Annotated in this window: 4 protein-coding genes; 2 read left to right on the top strand and 2 right to left on the bottom strand. The window is 44.7% G+C overall.

Features of this window, described 5'->3' with window-relative positions:
• Together F6K20_RS29960 and F6K20_RS29955 are read left to right on the top strand one after the other, a co-directional pair.
• Window positions 1–899 (top strand): diacylglycerol kinase family protein (locus F6K20_RS29960; RefSeq protein WP_287297132.1); only part of this gene is annotated, 899 nt, incomplete at its 5' end.
• A 242-nt stretch (window positions 900–1,141) separates the two neighbouring features.
• Window positions 1,142–1,912, top strand: a complete 771-nt coding sequence (locus tag F6K20_RS29955) for a sporulation protein (RefSeq protein WP_008188047.1) — start codon at window positions 1,142–1,144, stop codon at window positions 1,910–1,912.
• A gap of 2 nt (window positions 1,913–1,914) precedes the next feature.
• Here the strand turns inward: F6K20_RS29955 and F6K20_RS29950 are convergent, their stop codons facing one another.
• Window positions 1,915–2,799, bottom strand: coding sequence for a fructosamine kinase family protein (locus F6K20_RS29950; RefSeq protein WP_287297130.1), 885 nt, complete (start codon window positions 2,797–2,799; stop codon window positions 1,915–1,917).
• Window positions 2,800–2,812: 13 nt separating this feature from the next.
• A partial coding sequence (locus tag F6K20_RS29945; protein WP_287297128.1) for a M16 family metallopeptidase occupies window positions 2,813–3,436 on the bottom strand: 624 nt, incomplete at its 5' end.

Here is a 3,436-nt window from a genome sequence, read left to right as displayed (position 1 = left end):
TGGCTCACCTTATTTTTAATCCAGTGGCCGGTCAAGGAGACTCCGATCATGAATTGACCATTATTGAAAACATGCTGGGTGGCCATTTCAATCTCCATATCCATCAAACTACTCTAGAAATTACGGCGGAAGAATTGACCAAACGGGCGATCGCAGTCCACGCCGATCTCATCATTGCCTCTGGCGGTGACGGCACCGTATCCGCCGTTGCCAGTCAGCTGATTGATACCAACATTCCCCTCGCCATTATTCCCAGAGGAACCGCTAATGCCTTTTGTCAGGCGTTGGGCATTGGTGGCACAGTAATGCCCATTCGCGCCGCCTGCCGCATCATTTCCGAAGGCTATACCAAAGTGATTGATGCGGCTCGCTGTAACGACACCCCCATGATTTTATTAACCGGAATTGGTTTTGAAGCAGAAATGGTCGATAAAGCTAGCCGAGAATTCAAGGATCAGTGGGGGGTACTGGCCTATCTGGTAGCGGGATGGCAACAACTGGATGAACAAGAGCTATTTGATGCGGCTGTGGAAATTGAAGACCAGATCTATCGAGTTGAAGTAGGGGCTATCACTGTGGCTAATGCGGCTCCCCCTACCTCAGTGTTAGCCCAAGGAATGGGTGAAGTTATTTACGACGACGGGTTACTGGATGTCACCATGGCCAAAGTAGACACAAAACTTCAGGCGGTCACATCAATGGTCAATGCCTTTGGTGCCGCGTTGGTTCACCTGACACCCAACCAAGAAAATATTCATCATGTCCGAACCCGCAGTATCAAAATCGCCACAGATCCCCCTCAGAAGGTGGTTGTGGATGGAGAAGTCATTGGAACAACTCCTATCAAAGTTGAATGTATTCCCAAGGGATTGACTGTATTTGTCCCCAACCCCAATTAATCTGCCTCAAGCCCAAATAATCTCAATTTGTGTTCGCGTAGCGTGACCGTAGATCAATCGCGTAGCGTGGCCGTAGGGCAATCCCACGACCTAAGTGTTTCATTTATATAGTTGATTATACTGATCAGGTACATTAAATTTTATTATCCCGACTCCCGATTCCCGACTCCCGATTCCCGACTCCCTAAAACTCCAGAATCATAGATTAAGCTAGTAGCAAAGTTAGTTAAAAAACTAGGTTTATGTTCAAAAAGCTATTAGCTCAGGTTGGCATTGGAGCAGCAAAGGTAGATACACGTTTGTACTTTGATTCCCTAGCTCCTGGGGAAATGGTAGAAGGGGAAGTTTATATTACTGGGGGAGATGTTTCCCAGAAGATTGATGATATTTATATTTATCTAGTTACCGAATACTTGCGGGAAGAAGAAGATACCTCAATCACAGAGGAATGCATATTAATGCAATATCGCCTCTCGGAACGCTTCAACTTGGAGGCAAAAGAGGAAATAGTTATTCCATTTTCGTTTCCCCTCCCTGAGGAAACACCACTGACATTAACCAGCCAACCAGTATATTTACGTACTGGCTTAGATATTCCCATTGCCGTTGACCCGAAAGACACCGATTACATTGAGGTACATCCACACCCGTTAATGCAAGCGGTGTTTGATGCATTAGAAAACCTAGGATTTCAACTTCATGAAGTCGATTGTCAGTATAATACTCACTTCGGGGGTAGATATCCATTCGTCCAAGAGTTCGAGTTTCGTCCCATGGGTAAGTATCAGGGTAGCTTGGATGAATTGGAAATCATTTTTTCTCTCTACTCAGAAGACTTAGAAGTTTTCTTAGAAATAGATAAACGAGCCCGTGGATTTGGGGGTTTTCTAGAAGAAACATTCGATCTAGATGAACGTTATGTCCAATTTCAGGTAACACTCGATGACCTCAATCTTCCTATGGGTGAATTAGAAGCAATGATTGAGGAGATTATTGAGAGCCAAATTAATTAGAATTAATCCCTCAAAATCTGATCAATCATCCGGTTAGCTTGGGATTCATAACCACTACCAAAGAGATTAAAGTGATTGAGGATGTGGTAAAGGTTATAGAGGTTTTTCCGCCGTTTGTAACCTTGCTCTAAAGGCCACACCTCGTTATAGCCTCGATCAAATGCTGCTGGGAAACCACCAAACAATTCGGTCATCGCAATATCAACTTCGCGATCGCCTACATAAGTAGCAGGGTCAAAAATTACTGGTTCTCCCGACATGGTAATAGCCGCATTACCACCCCATAAATCACCGTGTACTAAGGAAGGTTGAGGCTGATGATCCAGTAATTTAGGAACTATTGCCAGTAATTGGTCTTGTTTCGGGAAATGACCACTGCGACGCCGTGCTAGCTGAAACTGATAACCCAGGCGATACTCTACAAAAAACTCTACCCAATCCGACATCCATTGATTAACTTGTGGTGTCGAACCAATAGTATTATTTTGATTCCAACCAAACTTACCCATCTCGGTTGAAGCTTGGGGAGTAGCAGCCTGATGCATGGCTGCTAACTGATGTCCCATTTTTACCCAAGACTCGGTACTGTTACCGCCACCAAGGTCTAGCCACTCCAAAACAATATAAGAACAATCCACGGCAGTACCATAGCAAATTGGTTTGGGGATTCGGATAGTCTGAGTTGCCACCATCTGCTTTAGACCGAGGGCTTCGGCCTCAAACATATAGACAGCAGAGGCAGAATTGAGTTTAACAAAATACTTATTAGTCTTACCGACCAGAGCATAACCCTGATTAATACAGCCACCACCAACAGATTGGCGCTGGTTAATCTCAAAGGTTTCACGAGTGACTTGGCTTATCTGGTCAGCAATTTCTTTCCACATCTTAGTCTATTCCCTACTCCCTGTTCCCTGTTCCCTTTGCGATCACAATACCATAAGCATGGGGAGACAGATACTGCTGTGCAGCCTTTTGGATATCAACAGCACTAACTGATTTAATATGACTAGGGTAATTCAGTGCTGGTTCTAAATCCCCGACTTGGGAGTAATAGTAACCATATAAATTGCTGCGAGCACTTGGTTTTTCATTACTAAAGATAAACTGATTGGCCACTTTGGTACGAATCCGAGCAATCTCTGAGTCTGATACCAATTCTGTCTGACAGCGATGGATATGGTTTGCGATCGCATTCTCCACCTCTGCCAAATTCTCAGCTGGCAGTTTAGCAGAAATATAAAACACCCCTTGCAGCCGCTGAGTGATATTACTAACCCCAATTTGAGTAACCAGTTGCCGTTCTTCTCGCAAATCCCTAAACAGCCTGGACATACGACCTCGTCCTAAAATTCCTGCTAGCACATCCAAAGCATAGGTTTCCTTCAACTCAGGTATACCAGGCACCCGCCACACCATCACCAGCCGCGCTTGTTGTAAAGACTCATCCACATACTCCCGACGGACAATGTTCTCGAAAGCTGGTTCTGGGGTAAGGTTTGTTCTATCTTCTATCGCACTTGA

The sequence above is a fragment of the Moorena sp. SIO2C4 genome (assembly GCF_010672485.1).
GTDB lineage: Bacteria > Cyanobacteriota > Cyanobacteriia > Cyanobacteriales > Coleofasciculaceae > Moorena > Moorena producens.
The sequence above is the reverse complement of the archived record's forward strand: the minus strand, read 5'-3'. Positions and strand labels throughout refer to the sequence as shown.

What these genes read in the sequence shown, in the direction of transcription:
- F6K20_RS29955 (WP_008188047.1), top strand. Translation starts at nt 1,142, where the DNA reads ATGTTCAAAAAGCTATTAGCTCAGGTTGGCATTGGAGCAGCAAAGGTA.
- F6K20_RS29950 (WP_287297130.1), bottom strand. Translation starts at nt 2,799, where the DNA reads ATGTGGAAAGAAATTGCTGACCAGATAAGCCAAGTCACTCGTGAAACC.